Consider the following 18,485-nt stretch of genomic DNA (forward strand, 5'->3'; position numbering starts at 1 on the left):
TTTATTTAATATCTCACTATTTAGTTTTCTTTTTAGACAAAATTATACTTCCTAAACTTGCTGTTGCTATAATAATAAATTGTAATCCAATCCCCAAATCTCCTGTATTAGGATTTGATTGATTATCTACGTTTTTATCATTATTTGTTTCTTTTTTAGTTTCTGTTTCAGTTTCTGTTTCAATTTCTGTTTCAATTTCTGTTTCAATTTCTGTTTCAATTTCTGTTTCAATTTCTGTTTCAGTTTCTGTTTCAGTTTCTGTTTCAGTTTCTTTAGATGAATCTTCATCAATTTTTTCAAGATTCTCAAAAGCACTTTTTAATTTATCTTTTGCTTCATTTACCATTTCTTGTGTTGCAGATATGTCTTCATAAACTCTTTGAGCTTCACCTAAATTTCTTCTAATTTCTGCACCACTTTCATGGGTATATTCATCTACACTTTTTATAGATTTAATTTTATCTACTAAATTTTTTAATTCTGTTTTATCAGCTAATTTTTGTTTCTCAGATGAAAGTAGTACTAAAGATGACAATGCTTCGATTTCAACTTTTCCATTTGTAACTTCGATCTCTTTTATACCTTTATGATTTACATTTTGATTTTTTACTAAAACTTTATATTTTCCATTTGGAAGTTCAATTTCCTTAGTTTTCTCTGAACCGTTATGACCAATATATAGTCTAGATTCATCTTCATTTAATAAGCTGTATGCGACTACGCCATCTGATTTCTTAATTGTAGTAAATACTTTATCTATTTCATTATAATCATTTATATTGAAAACATCATATGCTTTTCTAATTTTAATTATTTCTCTAAAATAGTCTATATTTTCACTCATTTTTTCAACTCTTGTCCAATCGAATTGATTTACTGAATCCGGAGATTTATATGAGTTTTCATCCCCATTTTTTGTCCTAGCAAATTCTTGTCCGGCATGGAAAAATGGTGTCCCTTGTGAGAACATAACAATAGAAGTTGCCAATTTTTGTCTTTTTAAGCTTATTGTATCATCTTCGTTAGGATTTGTAGCCTTTATTTTATCCCATAGTGTTAAGTTATCATGTGCCTCTGCATACTGAATTACTTGACTAGCTGATAGATACGATTGTAATCCCTTACCACCTTTAATATTTTGGATGATATAGCTTTCATTTGTCGGTTTTCCAGTAGCAAACCCTTTATCTTTTTCTTCAAAAACTGATCCTCTAATTCCATCTCTAATGTTATCACTGAAAAATGCTAAATTAGGCATTTCTTTTGCATTTCGTTGTGTAGCTCTCAAATCTTCTGGAATGCCCATATCCATATTCCAACCCTCACCGAGAATAAATATGTTGGGATTAATCTTTTTAAGTTCTGCATGTATTTTATTCATTGTTGCAATATCATGAGTTCCCATAAGATTAAATCTAAACCCATCTAAATTATATGTTTTTGCCCAATAGGTTATAGAATCTATAATAAATTTTTGAACCATACTTCTTTCGGATGCAGTTTCATTACCTACTCCAGTACCGCCCTTAAAATTACCTTTCTCATCCTTCCTAAAGTAATAACCTGGGACAATTTTCTCAAATGCATGTCCTACTGGATCAAAAACATGATTATATACAACGTCCATTATGACACCTAATCCGGCTTTATGCATCTCATCTACTGCATTTTGTAATTCTTCAATTCTCTTAAATGGTTTATGTGGTTCTGTAGAATATGAACCTTCAACTGAGTTATAATTTAATGGATTGTACCCCCAATTAAATCCGGATTTAGGATTTTTTTCATCAACAGTTTTATAATCATAAATTGGTAATAATTGAACATGTGTTATACCTAATGATTTAATATAATCAAAACCAGTTATTTGTCCTGTTGGAGTTTTAGTACCTTTTTCTACTAATCCATTAAAGGTCCCTTTATCTTTAATACCACTTATATCTTGTGATGATAAATCTCTTACATGTAATTCATATATAATCGGATTTTTTATATCTTTTGTGTTTGGTCTTTCTACTGTACTTGAAATCGGGTTTGCTACTACACTTTTTTCACCATTTATAGTAACTGCCTTCGCATATGGATTTACTGATCTATTTACTTTTCCTTCAAAGTAAACATCGTACATATAAACTGTTCCCAATTTATCTCCAGATAATTCATGACTGTATACACCTTTTTCACCTTTTTTCATTGGTATTTTTTCTTTTACCTTTTCTCCTTCAAAGATTAAAAGAATCGACAGATTTTGCTGTAGGTGCCCAAACTTTAAAATTTGTTTTATCCTTAGAATAAATAGAGCCTAATTTTCCTTTATAAGCGAACTTTTCATCAAACTCTTTTGAAGACACCACATTACCAATTGTAGCCTTGATTTCCTGTTCTTTTTCTATTTCTGAATTTTTTGCCTTTAATACTATTTCACTATTAAAATCAATATCTTCTGCTAATTTAAAAATTAAACCTTCAGTATTTGAAATTTTTTCATTATTATATGATAAAACTTCTTTTATTTTATCGTTTGATAATACGCCGTTTATATATAGTTTATAATTGTTTTTTATATATGATAAATCAGATTTTTTGTTCATCTTAAGTGTTAATTCACTTAATTTATCAATATTAAATGAACTAAAACTTACTTTTTCATCCTGAATCCTAGCTGGTTTTTTATAATAAATATTTGGGTCTCTATCTCTCAACCAAATATGTTGAGGATTATTTTTTATCTCAACAAATCTATCTCCATCAGGATTTTTATTCCAATTATCATCCTTTACTATTATTCCAACACTTTCTACACTACCCTCAAATTCAATTTCAGCAACATCTCCAAAATCATCTTTTTTAGTAAATTCATATTTTTTTCCATCTTTTCCTTTTTCCCAAATATGAAGATCCCATTTTTTTTCAGTAGTATTATTGAAATGAACAATTAGTTTTGTTTTTTCACTTGATTCTTTAGTATCCTTCTTTTTAGTATTACTATTACTTGTCTGAACACTATTTTCCCCTTCTATTCTATCAGAATTAGAGTCTTTAGCTCTAACACTAAAAATTGGTACCATTGACAATATTATTATGATTGCTAATAAAAAAGAAATTCCTTTTTTCATAAATTTTCCCATTTTACTCCTCCTTTTTTTATATTATATATTATATATAAAATATGTATTTATAACAAGCGTTTTCATATATAATATTTTTGTAATATTTTCAAGAAAATTGTATACTAAAAAACGCACAAAACATAATGTTTTGTGCGTTTTCATTTGCTAAATGTTAATTTTACTCTTCGTCTTCAGTTTCAAATATTTTTCTTCCGTTATAATATCCTGAAGGACTTACTCTATGAGGTAATCTCGCTTCGTTTGTTTCTGAATCAACAACAAAATTTACTTTATTTAATGTGTATGATGAAGCTCTTCTCGAAGCTGTTTTAGCTTTAGATGTTTTTCTCTTTGGTACTGCCATAGTAACACCCCCTTAATCTTTTAAATCTTTTTAAATAACAAATGTATTATACATACATTTTGTGTAAATGTCAAACTTTTTTACAATTTCTCTACTATTTTTTGTGTTTCTCTTGCTATCATTAACTCTTCATTAGTTGGTACAACAAATACTTTAACCTTAGATTTGTCGGTTGATATTAATCTTTCTTCACCTCTTACATTGTTCTTTTCAAGATCAATCTCCACTCCAAATGATTCCAATCCTCTTAAAACTTCTCTTCTTGCATAATCTGAATTTTCACCAATACCACCAGCAAATGTAATAGCATCAACTCTTCCTAGTATCGCCATATATGCACCAACATATTTTTTAGCTCTATGTGCAAATACATCTAATGCCAATTTAGCTCTTTTATTTCCGTCTTCCATTGCTAATTGGACATCTCTAAAATCAGATGAAACGCCACTTAATCCAAGTAGACCTGATTGTTTATTTAATAAATTATCTATCTCTTCACTACTTAAACTATGTTGCTTAGATAGTGTGAATACGACCGCAGGGTCTAAATCACCAGATCTTGTACCCATTACTAAGCCTTCTAATGGTGTAAGTCCCATTGATGTATCAAATGATTTACCATTTTTAACTGCTGTAATTGAAGCTCCATTACCTAAATGACATGTAATAACATTAGTTTCTTCAACTGGCTTTTCTAATAATTCTGCTGTTTTAATTGTTACATACTCGTGTGAAATACCGTGAGCACCATATCTCTTAATATTATCTTTTGAATATAAGTCATAAGGAATTGCATATACTGCATTTTCTTTAGGTATACTTGTATGAAAACCTGTATCAACACAAATTACATTTGGCTTACTAGGTGCTACTTCTTCAACACCTAAAATCCCTTGAATCGCTCCCGGATTATGTAGTGGAGCAAATTTAATATATTCTTTAACCGTTTCAAGAACTTCGTCTGTTACAAGTGTAGGCTCTGAAATTGGACCACCATGAACCACTCTATGACCAATAGCTTCAATTTCATCCATATTTTTAATCAAACCGTACTCATCATTTAATAATACTTCAAATAATAATTGAATTGCTTCTTTATGTGTTGGTAAATCTCTTTCGATTACTGTCTCTTTACCATCTTTTTTATGAGAAATATTTGAACCTTCTAGCCCAATTCGTTCAATTAGACCTTTACCGTAAACTGTTCCTTTAACTGAGTTCATAAATTGATACTTAAGTGATGAACTTCCACTATTTATAATTAGAATATCCATAATTACTCCTTTATTTATATATGTTTTTAACTTATTATATATATAAGCATATAACTTATTATAACAAATTATACAAGGAAAATACAATATTATGAAAAATATAGCAATTATTTGTGAATATAATCCGATGCACAATGGTCATATTCATCAAATTAGTCAAATAAAAAAAAGATTTCCCGATTCTAGAATAATCGCTTTGATGAGTGGCTCATTCGTACAAAGAGGAGAAGCTTCTATACTTAATAAATTCGATAAAGCAGAAATTGCAGTTTTAAATGGCGTTGATCTTGTAATAGAGATACCTGCCATAGTTAGTCTTCAAAGTGCAGATTATTTTGCACATTATTGTGTTAAAATTTTGGATGAAATGTCTATTGTAGATTATATTTCATTTGGAATTGAAGATGAATTGGATAATTTTAATTCTAATGTTGAAAAAATAATTAATGATAAAGATAAAATTGATAAACTTCAAAAAGAGCTTATTAAAAGTGGCAATTCATATAAGAAGGCATTTTTATTATCATTGGATAAACTCAATATAGATTCAAGTATATTAAAGAAACCTAATAATACACTTGCATTTCTTTATGTTATAGCATTGAAAAAGATAAATAGTACTATTATTCCCTTTCCAATACGGAGACTCGATGGTGGTTATGATAGCTCTAATTTAGATGAATTTAAGTTCCAATCAGCAAGTACAATCAGATTCTGAATTTAAGAATAATAAAGACATTTCAAAATATACCCCAAAAGAAACAGTTTTAAAATTAGAAGTGTCAAATATTGTAAATATCGATGATTATTCAGATATTTTTTATAACAAGGCAAGTATTCAAAAATTCCCCCCTGATCATATAGCTGGATATGAAAATGGAATGTTGAATTTATTGCTTAATAATTTTACTGGAAGTTTAAGTGAAGCTATTAAAAAATCTCACAATAAGAGATATTCAACAACTAGACTAAATAGATTTGTTTTTAATTATTTGTTAGAAATAAAAATGAAAGATGTTTTAGAATTGAATAATTTGAAATATATTTCTCCACTCAAATTTAATAATAGGGGTGCTGATATGATCAAACAAGTCAAGAAAATATCCGACATAGAGATAATAAATAATATAGTTAAATTTACTGAAAATCCTAATAATCAAAGATACTTAAATATTGATATTAAAGCATATAAACTTCAAAATATTTTTAATATTAAAGATATTGATAGAATTTATAAAGAAATACCTTATTTAAATGTAGATTGATAAATCAATTTGTTTACTTATTAATGGTAACTTACTATTATAATTATAACGATCAGCTTAGCTGCGATTTCCCCTAGGGGGAATATTAGGACTAATCGAGTAGGAGCTAACATGTAGCCCCTCTCACACCACTGTACGTGCCGTTCGGCATACAGCGGTTTAATTCAAATAATAATCCAAACAACTTTGAAGTCCTCGCTTTGCGAGGATTTCTTTGTTTATGTGATGTAGTCCTGTGGTTTTGGCAACCGCTTGATAGTGGTCTCCAAATCCTACTGACTGTTTTGCCATCCACATCGGAACGCCTAACTTTCGAAGTCCCCATAGGCGTTTCCCACTTGTCTTCCACTGCTTCCATATGACTATTCTCATTCTTGTTCTAAGTCGTTCATCTATCTTTCTAAGGACCGTCTTCATATCTCCTAGTCTAAAATAGTTTATCCACCCTCTAATTACTTGGTTCAGTCTGTTGATTCTATAGGTCATTGGTACTGACCAACTCCTCTTTGTCAACTGTTTCAACTTTCTTTGAAACCTTCGGATTGATTCTTTGTGTGGTCTTGCTTTCCATCCTGCTTTGTCTTTCCAAAAACCATATCCTAAATATTTTAGTTTTCTTGGTTTTGTGACTTTGGATTTTGTTGCATTTACTTTTAGTCCTAGTTTCTTTTCTATCCACTTTGTTACTGTTGCCATTACTCTGTTAGCTGCTGCGCTACTTCCTACGGCTATTATGCAGTCGTCTGCATATCTTACAAAGTGTAGTCCTCTTGCTTCTAGTTCTTTGTCTAATTCGTTTAGCATTATGTTACTTAGAAGGGGCGATAGATTTCCTCCTTGTGGTGTTCCCTTGGGTGTTTCTTCATAATTTCCTTTTATCATTACTCCCGCATTAAGATATTTCCTAATTAAGGATTCTGTGTTTGGGTCATTTATGAGGTTATGAACCAAGGTCATGAGTTTGTCTTGCGGGACGTTATCAAAGAATTTCTCTAGGTCTATGTCTACAATATAGCTGTATCCGTCGTTAAAGTATTCAAGAAGTTTCACTATCGCTTGTTGTGCTTTGCGATTTGGTCTAAAACCGTAACTTTTATCACTAAAGTGTGGTTCTGCTATTGGTGTTAGAACTTGTGCAATTGCTTGTTCTATTACTCTGTCTACTACTGTTGGTATTCCTAGATTGCGTACACCTCCATTTGGTTTTGGTATTTCTACCCTTCTGACCGGTTTTGGTTTATACTTTCTTCTTCGAATTTTGTCTCTAATTTCTACCCAGTTGTTTTTGAGATGTTGGTCTATTTCTTCGGTGGATATTCCATCTATTCCTCCTGCTCCTTTGTTTGCTTTCACTTTGTTTAATGCTGCAAACATGTTTTCTCTACTGAGTATTTGTTCTAGCAGTTCTGACATTTGGATTGTCTCCTTTCTTTGTTATGCTCTGTATCCTCTTACTCCTAACTCCTGTGAAAATTTTCCGCCGTTACGTCTTTGGTACGATTTTCTCGTCGGATATGGATACAGACTTTTGCAAGTCCATTTGACTTTGAATTATTCAGCCCTTCGCTCCACCTCTATTACAAAGGCTTCAATACTACTATGGCTTTTGCTGACTTCTCACTATTCGTTGTTACTACTTATTCGCTAGTGAGACCTCACGGGATAAGCCATCAATCTTTCCTTGTCTACCTGCCTAATCTACTTGCATGGTTTACGGTTGCCTTTTGGACTTCACGACTTTTGGTCCGCTTGTCCACCGTGCAAGCCTTAGTATTAGGTTTCTGTTCGTCAGGCTACAATTTTGCTATCCCTTCTTCTCGCCTGCATCTCACGGTGCAAACCTTGGGAATTACTGTGAGGTTCGTTGGCAACTACGCCCTTAGTGGACTTTCACCACAGATTGATGACATGCCCGTCATACCAAAAAACCAGAGACAAATATCTCTAAATGTCTCTGGTATAAAGTCCAACTTTGTGGACTCAGCTTAATTTCTTCTTGTCTTTTTATAATTATATTATGTCAGGAATTAATACTTTAATTTCAATCTATTTTCTTCAATTTTATCTATTGAATTTCTCAAATCATCTGATGTTTTGGACAAAATTTGATCTACATATGCTAATGAATTAGTTGTAATTGTTTGTGCTGTAGATTTTGCTTCTGCAATAATTCTTTCTGATTCTTCATTTGCAGTCTGTGTTACATTATGTTCGCTCACCAATTCCTTAAATCTTCTATTTGCTTCATCATAAGCTTTTTGAACTTCTAATTTAGCTTTTTCATTTATTGAATTTGCTTGAGAATTTGCTTCACTTAAAATTCTATCTCTTTCATTATTTACCCATTCTGCATCTTTGATTTCTTGAGGAATGGAGTCCTTTAAATCATTTATAATTGAATAAATGTCGTCCGGATTTACTGTCACTTTTTTTGAAAATGGTACTGATCCAGCATCATCTATAATTTCTTCTAATTCTTGAATTAATGAAATAATGTTCATTAATAACCTCCTAGTTTTTCTTAATATTTTTCCCTGATTTTTTTTGCTACAATACTTGGAACCAACATCGATACATCTTTTCCATGCGATGCTATTTCCTTTACGATAGAAGAACTTAGATATGACATCTCTGGTTCTGCTACCATAAATAAAGTTTCTACATTTGTTTTAGAATATAATTTATTCATTTGAGCAAATTGTGATTCTGCTTCATAATCTGATATAGCTCTTATTCCTCTTAAAATCGCATCAATATTATTTTTTTCTACAAAATCCACAATTAATCCTTCGTGTTTTACAACTTTCACGTTATCATAATCATACAACACTTTTTCCAACATTTCAATCTTTTCATTCATTGAAAATAAATATTTTTTTGATTTATTTACTGCAACACAGACTATTACCTCTTCAAAACTTTTTGCTGCTCTTCCAATTATATCTAAGTGTCCATTTGTTACGGGATCAAAACTCCCCGGATATAGCACTTTCATTCGTACTCCCTATAAAATTTAATATATTTTTTTCCATATTGTTTTTCATAGACCAGTTCAAGAGTCTTAAACTTATTTGAAAAATTTTCGTCCACATTCATTTCTGTTATATAGAGAGCGTGCTTAAAATATTTATTGCCAATCATAATCTTAAATGCTTCCTCATAAAAGGATGATGTATATGGTGGGTCTAAATATACATAATCTATGTTTTCTCGTATGCCAAGTAAATTTCTTCTAAAATCTCCAGTAAAAATTTCTGCTTGTTTCGTAAATTTTGTATGATTTAGATTCCATTCAAGATCTTCTACGTTTTTCTTTTCAAGCTCTGAAAAATAAACTTTTTTTACACCACGACTCAAAAACTCTATTCCAATGTTACCCGTACAAGCAAACAAATCTAGACATACAGCATCATCTTCAAGTGGTTCAATTATATTGAAAATAGACTCTTTTACTCTATCTTCTGTTGGTCTTGCATCTCCACTTCTAGGCCCTTTAGTTTATGACCTTTTCTTAGTCCCGTTATTACTCTTAAACTCATAACTCTCCTAATTTAATATTATTTTATCTAAATTATCTAATTTTTCTTTTATTTCTTCATCTAATATTGGGTTTGAAATGTTTTCATTTAATATTTTACCACAAACATTAAGTAAACTTTCGTTGTATATAAAAGAATTATCCATTTCTATGAAACCAGACTGATTTGAGCTATACATTTCTCCAGAGCCTCTCAGCTGCAAATCTTTCTTGGCGATTTTAAATCCGTCATTTGTATCAGCTATAAACTTTATTTTTTCAAAACTTGACGCATCGTCCGACACTACGAAAAAACAATATGATTGCAGTGAAGATTTACCAACTCTACCTCTTATCTGATGTAATTGAGAAATACCAAATTGATTCGCATCATATATAATCATTACGGTTGCATTTGGATTATCAATTCCTACTTCTATAATTGATGTGGCTATTAGTATATCTGTTTTCCCATTATAAAATTTTTTCTGTTTTAATTCTTTTTCTTCAGAAGACATTTGTCCATGCAAATAATCTAATCTGACCTTTTTATCGAAATATTTATTTAACTTTCTATAAAGTCTTGATACTGATTCTAAATTATCGTTTTCCTCTACTCTTGAAACAACAATATACGCCTGTTCTCCCTGTAAAATCTTATTATACGCAAAATCTATGAATTTCTTTTCGGCGTATATATTAGTTACATACGATTTGATAGGTAATCTATTTGAAGGCATCGTATCAATAAAAGAAATATCGAGTTCACTATAAAGTGAAAGTGCTATTGTTCTGGGGATAGGTGTGGCAGATAAAAGTAATGTATCCGGACTTTTCCCCTTATCATTTAATAATTTTCTTTGATACACTCCAAATCTCTGTTGTTCATCAGTGATTACTAGACCTAATTTTGAAAATTTAACTTTTTCTTGAAATAAACTATGAGTTCCAAAAATTATATCAATTTTATTGTGTTCTAATTTATCATATATTTCTTTTTTATCTCTAGCACGTGTATATTCAATTAAAAGTTGTGATTTAATTCCAATTTTTGATAGAAAAACATTATACTTATCAAAGTGTTGAATCGCTAATATTTCAGTGGGTGCCATAAAAGCAACTTGATATCCATTTTTTATTGCATAAATCGAACTTAATATAGCAACAATAGTCTTTCCCGAACCAACATCTCCAATAATTATTCTATTCATACGTTTTTCTTTTTTCATATCATTAAATATGTCATCTAACGCATTCGATTGGGATGACGTCAACTTAAACTCTAATTTATCTAATATAGAATTTATTTCTATATGATTAAAAGAAATATAATTATTTTTTGAGTTTTTTTTATATTCTCTAATAGCATATTTTTCTAAAAAAATCATTCTTAAATTTAACGTAAACATAGCCCTATATAATTGCATTTTATTATCAGGACTATTTAGAATTTTATACATTTTATTTATCTCTAAAATAGAATACTTTTCAAAAATATTTTCATTAAAATAATCCGTAAAAAAATATTTTTCCAAGGCAGATTTTTTAAAATTTATAATATTTTTTTCGCTTAAACCCTTGTTAGTAGAATAGATGGGAATAATCCCACCTATTTTATCATCATCTATTTTACAAATAATTGGATTGACCAAGGATTTTTTTTCTCTGTCGTAATTACCAAAAAACTTATATGTTTCATCTAGTCTAAGATTATTTGTTATAAATCTATTGTTATGCCACAATATCGAAATCTCTCCACTTTTATCTTTTGCCGATACTCTAGAAATTGTTTTATTGTTTCCATAAAAATATATTTTATATATCTTTTTTATCTCTAACTTAAAATATTGTTTTACCCCATGTATAGCATCCGACACAAGCACTCTTTTTGATCTATCTTCATATCTTTTAGGCATATATTTTATTAAGTCTTTAACTGTATATATTCCAAGCTGATTTAATAATTCACTTTTTTTAACACCAACACCTTTAATATCGGTTAATTTCATTTTATTCTAATGATCCAATATAGTAGTACAATGGCTTACCACCAAAGAAGACTTCTATATCTAAATCAGGATTTGATTTTTCAAGTTTTTCAGCTAATTTATTTGCTTCTTCCTCTCTAATATCTTCACCAAAATAAATTGATAATAATGAATGATCATCACTTACAGAATTTTTAACTAAATCCATAAATGTTTGATTTAAATCATTTCCTTTCACTTTTATCTTTCCTGATTCTAGACCAATAAAGTCGCCCTCTTTTATTTCTAAATCACCATTTTTAGTATCTCTTATTGCATAAGTTAATTGTAATGATGTAACATCCTCAAGTGAATTTGTCATATTGTTAAAATTTTCTTGTGGATCAAGACTCTCATCAAAATTGATTAAGGCTGTAAATGATTGTGGAATAGATTGAGTTTCAATAACTATTAAATTTTTATCTACTAATTCTGCTGCTTGTTTCGCAGCAAGTATTATATTTTTATTATTTGGAAATACAAATACATTATCTGCATTAACTTCTTCTACAGCTTTAACAATATCTTCAGTAGAAGGATTCATTGTTTGTCCACCTTTAATCAATTTGTCAACATTCATCTCACTAAAGATTGCATCAAATCCCTCACCAATAGTTATTGTCACGAATCCATATTTTTTATTTTTTTCTTCTTTTATATTAAAAGCCTTTGACTGTTGAGATTCTCTTCTCATATTTACTTCAGCATTTTGAAATCTCATATTTTCAATCTTAATATCACTTAATTCACCCATTTTTCTTGCTAAGGAAAGTACCTGTCCTGGATCATCCGTATGGATGTGTGTCTTAATTAGATTTTCATCGCCAACACATACAATTGAATCTCCATGAGAAAGAATTTGCTCTTTGAAATCCTCATGTGATTTTGAGCCATCGTGATTAATTAAAAATTCTGTACAATATCCGTATACAATATCTTCTGGATTAACATCAGAATGATGATGTATCGTATCCTTTAGATTTACATCTGTTAAATCCGTATCTTTAATTACAGATTTTACAGGTTCACCTATCAATGCTCTATGGAATCCTTCTAAAATAAAGACTAATCCTTGTCCGCCGGCATCAACAACGCCAGCCTCTTTTAAAACTGGCAACATATCAGGTGTCTTATCCAATGCTCTTTTTGCTTCCACAATAATAGCTTCTAAAAATACATCTATTTCGCCATACTTTAAGAACTCTCGTCTAGCAAACTCTGCGATATACCTACTTACTGTTAATATGGTTCCCTCTGTAGGCTTTAATACAGCTTTATACGCTGTTTCTTTTGCACTTTCAAGAGCTTCAACTAAGTTTACAATTTCAATAGTCTCAACCTTTGAAAAAACATTTGCAACTCCTCTGCATAATTGGGATAAAATAACGCCAGAGTTACCTCTAGCTCCCATTAATGATCCTGTTGACAATGCTTTAGATATTGAATCTGTTGTATCTTCTGCATCTTGAAGTTTATTAACTACTGATTTAAATGTTAAGGACATATTCGTACCAGTATCTCCATCTGGCACTGGAAATACATTTAATCCATTAACGTATTCTTTGTTAGATTCAAGATTTTCAAATGCACCATACAATCCTAATCTTAAATCTTTAGCTTTTATATTTTTCATCTATCCCCCATTAAACCCTAATTCCTTGAACTAGTACATTCACAGAATTAACTTTCAAATGTGTATTATTTTCAATATTATATTTTACTTTAGAAATTATATTTTCGCAAACAACTGCAATTCTAACTCCGTACTCTAACATAACTGTAAGTTCAACATCTACTACATTACCATTTACAACAACATTTACACCTTTAGTTTTATTATCAAATCTTAACAATTCAAATAATCCATCTTTTGTATTTTGAGCAACTAATCCCACTATTCCGTATGACTCTTGTGCAGATAGAGCTGCCACTGTTGCAATAACTTTATCCTCGATTACAATTTGTCCATATTTATTTTTTAGTACAGCTGACATATTGTCCTCCTTCTATTTTTATAATTAGATTATATCAGTCTTAACATTAACTTGCAAAAAATTAATGACATGTGTTATAATATTTCGAGTACAGGAAATTAATAGCGAGGAGGTGTTTGTAATGGCAAGAGAATGTGCAATCACAGGAAAAAAGAAAAAATCTGGAAATATTGTAACTCATTCACACAAAAAAATTAAAAAATTTTTCAAACCAAACTTAAGAAGAGTTAAGGCTGTAGTAGATGGCCAAGTTAAGAGAATTTGGGTATCCACAGCAGCATTAAAGTCAGGCTTAGTTGAAAGACCAAGTTATAAAAATAAAAATGTAGATGGTGAATAATAAATTTCCGTTACAATTGTAGCGGATTTTTCATTTTAAAGGGACTTTATAAAGTCCCTTTTATTTTTTGAAAAAATTATTTCATTACAAATGCAAAACCTGCCGCTCCAGGACCAGCATGTGTAGCAACAACACTACCTAGTTCCTGTATCCAATATTCCTTTATATTAAATGCTTCTTCAAATTCTTTAATTAAATAATCGATACTATCTCGAGATTCAATGTTTGCAAATGCAACTGGATAATCTGTATTTATTCCATCTTTTTTTACAGCTTCTACTATTTTTTTTAATGCTGATTTTTTACCTCTAGCTTTGTCATAGCTTGAAATAACGCTATCTTTTAATAATATAATTGGCTTAAGATTTAGTACTCCTCCAATAAATGCCTGTGTTGATGAAAGTCTACCACCTTTTTGTAAATATTTTAATGTATCTACATAAGCGTAAACTTTTATTTTTCTTTTTATTTCATTAATTTTAGAAATTATTATCTCAATATCATCCTCTTTTTGCACTAAATCATATGCAATTTGAACTAAAATAGATAATCCAGCAGTTGCTGTTTTTGAATCTATTAAATAAATATCATCACTTTCAATTGTATTTTTTGCTATAGTTGCTGAATTAAATGTTCCACTTATTATCCCATCTATTCCAATATATAAAACTTTATTCCCTTTTTTTAACTCTTCTCTAAAAACTTTTTCAAATTCTATTGGTGAAGGTTGCGATGTAGTTGGTGAAGAATTTGATGAAGCTAGTTTTCTTAAAAACATTTTTTGATCAATAGTAACACCATCTAAAAATTGTTCATCATCAAAATGAACATTTAAGGGTACAACTTTAACCCCTAATCTTTCTGCATCTTCGCTACTTCTATCCCACGTACTATCAGTTACAATGGTTATTTTTTTCATAATATATTCTCCTTTTTAAATTTTCACTTTAATATTATATCATAAAAATAAAATATCTCATTATTATAACTATTTATTTTTAATGGTAAATTATGTAGCTATTCAAATTTTTAAGTTTAGAATATTCATTATATATACTATTAATATTCTCATTGGTAATCCATTGACTCATAACAATTTCATAATCTTCAACATTTTGAATAGTAAATAATGGTTTGTTCCCAATGTAATTAAAATATATCGGATAAAACTCTAGTGAATTTTTTAATTGAACTAAGACGTATTTATTATCCGGTGATACTGTAGCATCAATAGCTTCAGGACGTCTTCTTTTTATTTCTGACCATGAAAACATGCTTTTTTCATTGGAACCAGCTATATTTATAATTGGTGCAATTTTTAAGTCATAATTCTTATAAACTTTTGATTTCCTACTATCAATATTTGTTTGCTCTATATTTGAGTAAAATTCCCATGAATTTTTGACTCTCTTAATTCCAATATTTGTAGGATTTGGAGTTGACTCAGCTATATTTATTAACCCTCTATTAAGCAAACTGTTGGAAACTTCTTTATAAGTTGTAAGCAATACTTCATTTCCAACTGCTCCTGCTATATTCATAATTGATAATGGTTCTTTCTTCGATAAATTTTCCATACTAAATATATTGTATGATTCCTTTACTTCATTTGATAGATAGTCGAAGTTCGTAACAGCTATATAGTCACTATTTACATAATCAATTCTTCTATAGATGGTATCTTCGATTTTATTTACCGCCTCATTATTATTACTTAAAGATGTAAGATTTGCGGATAGGGAGTAAGTACCATATGATTTGTTTTTTATATCTTTTTTTGATGATACAATAGACCATAATCCTGTAAACTTAGGTATTACAACATCTGATACTTTATATATATTTGGTGTGTCATCATTTTCCGTTTGTTTAATGTAATAAGTATAATAATCATAGTTTATTTGATTACTTGATCTATTCCTTTTTCTAAAAGCAATAGATAGACCAAAATTTGATTTTGAAGTTTCTCCAACTCCTCTTATTAAGGATTGTATTTGCATAAACTTTTTGTCTTCAATTGATTTATCTATCGAAGTCATTTTTTCATACACATATATTTTCCCTAAGTAGATTGTGATTAATTTATTATGACCAATTAATACAAATTCCTGATTGAAAGAGGTTTTATTCGTAAATTTTATTACTGGTACCTCCTCAGATTCTGGCTTTATTTCATCTGGAATTGATGTAAACCTTGTAAGTATATATGATTTAAACTCAATAAATCTTGAAGATATATTAGGATTTAATACATAATTTTTCTTGAAATCAAATGCCGTATTTGATAAAAATATATTGTCCAAATCTTCATTTTTAACTTTTTCTAAATTATTTTCAGCATTAACATTATAAATGTCAGTATTTTTCCATATACCCGATATTTCCAGATTTTGATCCGGTTTAATAATAGTAGTGGATGCTTTTTCGACAAAATATTCTGATAAATTAGAACAACCACTTAAAATAAATATAAATATAAAAAATAAAAATCCCTTTTTAATTTTCATTTCTAACTCCTTTTGGTATAGTAAAACTAACCGTTGTTCCTTCATCTTCTATACTTGAAATTTCAAATTTACCATTATGGAGAAGAACTATCTCTTCACATATTGATAAACCTAAACCTGTATGTGATTGGCTTGAACTTCCTTTATAAAATTTAGTTGTAACTAAATCTATCTCATCTTCACTTATACCAATTCCCGTATCTGTAATCTGACATTTTATTTCATCTTCTCCATCTTGTATATTCACTAATATTGTACCTTCATTATCCGTAAACTTAAGTGCATTATCTATAAGGTTTATAAATACTTGTTTTAGTCTATTTTCATCTGCAATTACATTTACATCGTAATCTTCGTGATTATACACCATGTTTATATTTTTTTCTTTGGCTCTAGGCGACAATTGATTTATAATATTTTTTACAATTAAAATAATATTAAATTCAGATTTTGTGAGACTAAATTTAGGAGAAGTATATCTTGAAAAATTAAGTAAATCTTCAACCATACCTGCAAGTCTATCCGATTCTTTTTCTATTATTGTTAAACCATCATTAATAGTTTCTTGTTCTATATCTTTATCTTGTAATGTTATCGCCCATCCTTTTATTGAAGTTAACGGAGTTCGTAATTCATGAGAAACTGAAGAAATAAAATCTTGCTTTATTTCCTCCTTATTTATAATATTTTCGCTCATTTCATCCATCGTCTTTGCTAATTCGCCAATCTCTCCTATATATGGCATATTTGACCTTTCATTATATTGACCATTTGAAAGTTTACTTGCTAAATTATTTAATTTTTTGATTGGAGCTAAAAATGAATTACCAAATATATAGTTAATTATAATACTTAAAAATACGGCAATAGCTCCAAATAAAATAAATACTGCCATTCTCATAGATATTTCATTTTCAACTATTTTAATACTCGTAATATTTCTAAGTACACCTACTTGATTATTTTTGTTAATTATCGGATAATTTAATATTAATAATTTATTTTCTGTATCCTCGTAAAAGCTAAATACAATGTCTGATTGTTGTTCAATCATTTCAACATTAGTATCCAGTTTTATCCCACCTGTATTGTCATATAAAAGTTTTCCAGAATTATCTAGTATTTGAACTTTCCCTTTCATGTTGTTTAAAAATTCAAAACGTTCATTTGATATTATCTCGGAAAGAGAATATCCTGACACAGATGAAGAGTACAGTTCTAAACTGTATTCTGCCTGTGACAACATATTAGATTTTAAATTATTATAATAATATTCCCTTATTGTAATAAATGTAAAAATTTCAAATCCAATTATAAATATTGTGAATAGAATTAATTGATAAACAACTAACTTAGTCTTTAAACTATTTTTATTTTTTGATATAAAACCTTTTAATTTCCCCATCTATAACCTATTCCCCAAACTGTATGTAAATATTTTGGTTTTGCTGGATTCTCTTCAATCTTAGCCCTAATTCTTCTTATATTAACATCAATAATTTTAGTGTCGACTTTATTTTCTCCACCCCAAGCTAAATCCATTAGCTCTTCTCTTGAAAATGCTTTATCTTCATTTTCTAAAAATATTTTAATAATTAATAGTTCTGTTGGCGTTAAATCAATTAATTCATCATTTTTCATAAATTTTTTAGAATATAGATTTAATGTAAATGGTCCATATTTTAATTCATTTGCTTCTATTTTCCCGCCATTATTAATATCTATCCTTCTAATTAAGGATTTAATTCTTAGGACTAATTCTTGAGGATTAAATGGTTTAATCATATAGTCATCTGCTCCTTGTTCTAGACCTAAAATTTTGTCTACTTCCTGTGTTTTTGCAGTGAGCATTATTATCCCTAAATTTGGAATTTCATTTCTTAGCACACTACAAACTTCAAATCCATTCATTCCAGGTAGCATAACATCTAGTATCACAACGTCCGGTTTTAATACTAATGCTAACTCTACTCCTTCTTCTCCTGTGCCGGCTTCGATTACATCAAATCCCGCTTTTTCAATATTTATTTTGGTGAATTTTCTAATTGCAATTTCATCTTCAACTAATAATACTTTTGGCATTTTTC

18 protein-coding genes are annotated in these 18,485 nt (G+C 29.3%); 3 read left to right on the forward strand and 15 right to left on the reverse strand.

Annotated elements, in window-relative coordinates; all coding sequences use genetic code 11:
* Positions 1 to 16 precede the first annotated feature (16 nt).
* The 4 genes from pulA to AC4KN9_RS04430 form a co-directional block, all read right to left on the reverse strand.
* Positions 17 to 2,293 (reverse strand): type I pullulanase, encoded by a 2,277-nt coding sequence (pulA, locus tag AC4KN9_RS04415; protein WP_491017939.1) that lies wholly within the window; start codon positions 2,291 to 2,293, stop codon positions 17 to 19.
* Positions 2,223 to 3,128, reverse strand: coding sequence for a pullulanase-associated domain-containing protein (locus tag AC4KN9_RS04420; RefSeq protein WP_491017431.1), 906 nt, complete (start codon positions 3,126 to 3,128; stop codon positions 2,223 to 2,225). Before AC4KN9_RS04420 ends, pulA begins: the two co-directional genes overlap by 71 nt.
* Before the next feature lie 160 nt (positions 3,129 to 3,288).
* Positions 3,289 to 3,474 carry a 50S ribosomal protein L32 gene (gene rpmF, locus AC4KN9_RS04425; RefSeq protein WP_491017432.1) on the reverse strand — a complete coding sequence of 62 codons (186 nt, stop codon included), beginning with the start codon at positions 3,472 to 3,474 and terminating at the stop codon, positions 3,289 to 3,291.
* 80 nt (positions 3,475 to 3,554) lie between these two features.
* Positions 3,555 to 4,748 (reverse strand): acetate kinase, encoded by a 1,194-nt coding sequence (locus AC4KN9_RS04430; protein WP_491017433.1) that lies wholly within the window; start codon positions 4,746 to 4,748, stop codon positions 3,555 to 3,557.
* A gap of 91 nt (positions 4,749 to 4,839) precedes the next feature.
* Here AC4KN9_RS04430 and AC4KN9_RS04435 point away from each other — a divergent pair, with 91 nt between their 5' ends.
* Both AC4KN9_RS04435 and AC4KN9_RS04440 read left to right on the forward strand, forming a co-directional pair.
* Positions 4,840 to 5,466, forward strand: coding sequence for a nucleotidyltransferase family protein (locus AC4KN9_RS04435; RefSeq protein WP_491017434.1), 627 nt, complete (start codon positions 4,840 to 4,842; stop codon positions 5,464 to 5,466).
* Positions 5,426 to 6,013, forward strand: coding sequence for a nucleotidyltransferase family protein (locus tag AC4KN9_RS04440; protein WP_491017435.1), 588 nt, complete (start codon positions 5,426 to 5,428; stop codon positions 6,011 to 6,013). The genes AC4KN9_RS04435 and AC4KN9_RS04440 overlap by 41 nt, the downstream gene beginning before the upstream one ends.
* Before the next feature lie 159 nt (positions 6,014 to 6,172).
* Here AC4KN9_RS04440 and ltrA read toward each other — a convergent pair whose 3' ends face one another.
* The 7 genes from ltrA to AC4KN9_RS04475 all read right to left on the reverse strand — a co-directional run bounded on the left by ltrA (position 6,173) and on the right by AC4KN9_RS04475 (position 13,551).
* Positions 6,173 to 7,426 carry a group II intron reverse transcriptase/maturase gene (gene ltrA, locus AC4KN9_RS04445; protein WP_491017244.1) on the reverse strand — a complete coding sequence of 418 codons (1,254 nt, stop codon included), beginning with the start codon at positions 7,424 to 7,426 and terminating at the stop codon, positions 6,173 to 6,175.
* 614 nt (positions 7,427 to 8,040) lie between these two features.
* Complete coding sequence (locus AC4KN9_RS04450) at positions 8,041 to 8,514, reverse strand: ATP synthase subunit B family protein (protein ID WP_491017436.1); 474 nt, start codon at positions 8,512 to 8,514, stop codon at positions 8,041 to 8,043.
* Positions 8,515 to 8,534: 20 nt separating this feature from the next.
* A complete protein-coding gene (coaD, locus tag AC4KN9_RS04455) occupies positions 8,535 to 9,008 on the reverse strand; it encodes a pantetheine-phosphate adenylyltransferase (RefSeq protein WP_491017437.1) in 474 nt (157 codons plus the stop codon).
* The gene (locus AC4KN9_RS04460; protein ID WP_491017940.1) at positions 9,005 to 9,454 is read right to left on the reverse strand and encodes an RsmD family RNA methyltransferase; all 450 of its coding nucleotides are present in this window, start codon (positions 9,452 to 9,454) and stop codon (positions 9,005 to 9,007) included. Before AC4KN9_RS04460 ends, coaD begins: the two co-directional genes overlap by 4 nt.
* Before the next feature lie 105 nt (positions 9,455 to 9,559).
* Entirely contained in the window at positions 9,560 to 11,539 is a 1,980-nt protein-coding gene (locus AC4KN9_RS04465; protein ID WP_491017438.1) for an ATP-dependent DNA helicase RecG, read from the reverse strand.
* 1 nt (position 11,540) lies between these two features.
* Positions 11,541 to 13,190 carry a DAK2 domain-containing protein gene (locus tag AC4KN9_RS04470; RefSeq protein ID WP_491017439.1) on the reverse strand — a complete coding sequence of 550 codons (1,650 nt, stop codon included), beginning with the start codon at positions 13,188 to 13,190 and terminating at the stop codon, positions 11,541 to 11,543.
* Between the two features lie 10 nt (positions 13,191 to 13,200).
* Positions 13,201 to 13,551 carry an Asp23/Gls24 family envelope stress response protein gene (locus AC4KN9_RS04475; protein WP_491017440.1) on the reverse strand — a complete coding sequence of 117 codons (351 nt, stop codon included), beginning with the start codon at positions 13,549 to 13,551 and terminating at the stop codon, positions 13,201 to 13,203.
* Positions 13,552 to 13,672: 121 nt separating this feature from the next.
* On the opposite strand from AC4KN9_RS04475, the gene rpmB reads away from it, so the two are divergent.
* A complete protein-coding gene (rpmB, locus tag AC4KN9_RS04480; protein ID WP_491017441.1) occupies positions 13,673 to 13,891 on the forward strand; it encodes a 50S ribosomal protein L28 in 219 nt (72 codons plus the stop codon).
* A gap of 76 nt (positions 13,892 to 13,967) precedes the next feature.
* Here rpmB and AC4KN9_RS04485 read toward each other — a convergent pair whose 3' ends face one another.
* The 4 genes from AC4KN9_RS04485 to AC4KN9_RS04500 all read right to left on the reverse strand — a co-directional run bounded on the left by AC4KN9_RS04485 (position 13,968) and on the right by AC4KN9_RS04500 (position 18,480).
* The gene (locus AC4KN9_RS04485) at positions 13,968 to 14,810 is read right to left on the reverse strand and encodes a DegV family protein (RefSeq protein WP_491017442.1); all 843 of its coding nucleotides are present in this window, start codon (positions 14,808 to 14,810) and stop codon (positions 13,968 to 13,970) included.
* 79 nt (positions 14,811 to 14,889) lie between these two features.
* Positions 14,890 to 16,398: a hypothetical protein gene (locus AC4KN9_RS04490; RefSeq protein WP_491017443.1), complete on the reverse strand. Its 1,509-nt coding sequence runs from the start codon at positions 16,396 to 16,398 to the stop codon at positions 14,890 to 14,892.
* Positions 16,388 to 17,803, reverse strand: coding sequence for a sensor histidine kinase (locus tag AC4KN9_RS04495; protein WP_491017444.1), 1,416 nt, complete (start codon positions 17,801 to 17,803; stop codon positions 16,388 to 16,390). Before AC4KN9_RS04495 ends, AC4KN9_RS04490 begins: the two co-directional genes overlap by 11 nt.
* The gene (locus AC4KN9_RS04500; protein ID WP_491017445.1) at positions 17,791 to 18,480 is read right to left on the reverse strand and encodes a response regulator transcription factor; all 690 of its coding nucleotides are present in this window, start codon (positions 18,478 to 18,480) and stop codon (positions 17,791 to 17,793) included. Before AC4KN9_RS04500 ends, AC4KN9_RS04495 begins: the two co-directional genes overlap by 13 nt.
* Positions 18,481 to 18,485: the final 5 nt, after the last annotated feature.

The sequence above is a fragment of the Helcococcus sp. SA-HE-C1 genome, assembly GCF_985670335.1.

Bases quoted from the DNA above. Each gene is read 5' to 3' on its own strand.
- AC4KN9_RS04420 (WP_491017431.1), bottom strand. From the start codon at position 3,128: ATGGGAAAATTTATGAAAAAAGGAATTTCTTTTTTATTAGCAATCATA.
- rpmF (WP_491017432.1), bottom strand. From the start codon at position 3,474: ATGGCAGTACCAAAGAGAAAAACATCTAAAGCTAAAACAGCTTCGAGA.
- AC4KN9_RS04430 (WP_491017433.1), bottom strand. From the start codon at position 4,748: ATGGATATTCTAATTATAAATAGTGGAAGTTCATCACTTAAGTATCAA.
- AC4KN9_RS04435 (WP_491017434.1), top strand. From the start codon at position 4,840: ATGAAAAATATAGCAATTATTTGTGAATATAATCCGATGCACAATGGT.
- AC4KN9_RS04440 (WP_491017435.1), top strand. From the start codon at position 5,426: ATGAATTTAAGTTCCAATCAGCAAGTACAATCAGATTCTGAATTTAAG.
- ltrA (WP_491017244.1), bottom strand. From the start codon at position 7,426: ATGTCAGAACTGCTAGAACAAATACTCAGTAGAGAAAACATGTTTGCA.
- AC4KN9_RS04450 (WP_491017436.1), bottom strand. From the start codon at position 8,514: ATGAACATTATTTCATTAATTCAAGAATTAGAAGAAATTATAGATGAT.
- coaD (WP_491017437.1), bottom strand. From the start codon at position 9,008: ATGAAAGTGCTATATCCGGGGAGTTTTGATCCCGTAACAAATGGACAC.
- AC4KN9_RS04465 (WP_491017438.1), bottom strand. From the start codon at position 11,539: ATGAAATTAACCGATATTAAAGGTGTTGGTGTTAAAAAAAGTGAATTA.
- AC4KN9_RS04470 (WP_491017439.1), bottom strand. From the start codon at position 13,190: ATGAAAAATATAAAAGCTAAAGATTTAAGATTAGGATTGTATGGTGCA.
- AC4KN9_RS04475 (WP_491017440.1), bottom strand. From the start codon at position 13,551: ATGTCAGCTGTACTAAAAAATAAATATGGACAAATTGTAATCGAGGAT.
- rpmB (WP_491017441.1), top strand. From the start codon at position 13,673: ATGGCAAGAGAATGTGCAATCACAGGAAAAAAGAAAAAATCTGGAAAT.
- AC4KN9_RS04485 (WP_491017442.1), bottom strand. From the start codon at position 14,810: ATGAAAAAAATAACCATTGTAACTGATAGTACGTGGGATAGAAGTAGC.
- AC4KN9_RS04490 (WP_491017443.1), bottom strand. From the start codon at position 16,398: ATGAAAATTAAAAAGGGATTTTTATTTTTTATATTTATATTTATTTTA.
- AC4KN9_RS04495 (WP_491017444.1), bottom strand. From the start codon at position 17,803: ATGGGGAAATTAAAAGGTTTTATATCAAAAAATAAAAATAGTTTAAAG.
- AC4KN9_RS04500 (WP_491017445.1), bottom strand. From the start codon at position 18,480: ATGCCAAAAGTATTATTAGTTGAAGATGAAATTGCAATTAGAAAATTC.